The sequence below is a fragment of the Petrocella sp. FN5 genome, assembly GCF_029210395.1.
Lineage (GTDB): Bacteria > Bacillota > Clostridia > Lachnospirales > Vallitaleaceae > Petrocella.
Genome location: NZ_JARGDP010000164.1, coordinates 1 through 1736, shown reverse-complemented (window position 1 = coordinate 1736; position 1736 = coordinate 1). Strand labels below are relative to the sequence as shown.

The window sequence follows — 1736 nt, the reverse complement described above, 5'->3', positions numbered from 1 at the left end:
CTCCTTGTATAATACAGTTATAGAAATAATCAAATAGCTAATCCGAATATTCCTCTAACTTTATTGTTTATTGTTCGTGGTCAAAGATGAGTTCAACCACTTATCAAATGTTACTTTTTATATTATAGTTTCATGTAAGAGTATGTGCGTTCCCTCCTTGAATGACTCTTTGAGTTTATATTCGTGACATAGCATGCATTCTATGAGACTCGTTGATTTAGCTGGTTGAATTTCTCTTTGGTCACCAACGGGAACTATTCGTGTAAACAACAAGGTTAACTGACTCATTTGATTACTCTTACTAACTTTGAAAGGATAATATTATGTCTAAACTTTATGATTTACCTGTCATCGGCATCGATGTTGCTGCCAATTTCTCAGTTGCTACTGTCTTAAAACAAAATGGCGATATCTACAAAAAGAATTTTCGATTTAACCATTCTCTTGAAGGCTTCAATAGTTTTCTTAAGCTTTTCTATAAAGCAGAAGAAGAGCTAAACAGTAGGCCCAACGTATTTTGCGAATCCACGGGCATATACCATTTAACTCTTCTTCATTTTCTCATTGATCGCCAGATTGACATTCGTGTAATCAATCCGTTGATAACTAATTCTAACAAGAATTACAACATAAGGAAAGTTAAAAATGATAAATTAGATTCTTTTTCTATTGCTAGGCTTTGTAAATTCAATGACGTTAAGACATCTTTTTTTACTTCCAAAGATATGTTACATCTAAAACTATTAGTTCGTGACTATTACAAAATCATTGATCTAAAAGCTAATGCTAAGAAAGCTTTTACTAACGCTTTATATATTTATTATCCTGGTCTGCAAAAGGCATTTGCTGATTTAACAGGCAAAACTCCTCTTACTTTTATTACAACTTATCCTACTCCACAAGACCTTCTAGATGCTCCATCTGATGAAGTTCTAACCCTTTTGGTTGATTCCTCTAGGCGTGGTTTGAAATGGGCTAAGTCCAAACTAGAACTCTTAAAAGGCATCGCTTCTAGCGCTATAGTTCTTGGTATTAATCCATTGACTTTCAAGTCAAAGGTAAAGCGTTTTGTTGATACTTACAACTTTTATAACAATCAGTGTCTTTCTCTACTTGATGAAATCAAAGACTTTATTAATGGGGCATCTTTTGCTGATGAATTCAACCACAATATCTCTTTACTCTGTAGTTTCAAAGGTGCCGGTTTTATTAGTGCTGTCACTCTTTTAGTAGAGATGAATGATATCAATAACTTTACTAAATCTAGTCAACTCGTAGCCTTCTTTGGTGTTGATCCATCTGTTAATGATTCTGGCGACTTCAGAAGCACTGCTAACAAAATGTCTAAACGTGGCACTGCTATCGGTAGAAGAGCTTTATACGCTCTTGCTTTAGCTTCTGTTCGTAAAACCAAAGCAGGTGTCCCCATGAATCAAGTGCTTTATGAAATGTATCACACAACACTTAAGGGTAAGAAAAAGAAAGTACGCCTTGTTGCTATTATGAACAAACTTCTAAGGTATATTTTCTCTGTTTTAAAAAACCAAACACCTTATGAAGAACGTAATCCTAAGATTCATCAACAAATGTTTATGTCCCAAGTTCACAACGTAACTAACGCTGCTTAATCTTGAAAAAATATTAATGTTCGGGTTTTCTAAACCCTTTGTTTGTGATGCTCTTTTTTACAAAGTATCTTTTTCAAACTTTTGCTTGACTATTTCTAGCTGGTCTAT

Annotated in this window: 1 protein-coding gene; it reads left to right on the top strand. The window is 34.0% G+C overall.

What is annotated here, in order from left to right; all coding sequences use genetic code 11:
• The first annotated feature begins 323 nt into the window (after positions 1-323).
• A complete protein-coding gene (locus tag P0N36_RS15200) occupies positions 324-1628 on the top strand; it encodes an IS110 family transposase (protein ID WP_275843730.1) in 1305 nt (434 codons plus the stop codon).
• Positions 1629-1736: the final 108 nt, after the last annotated feature.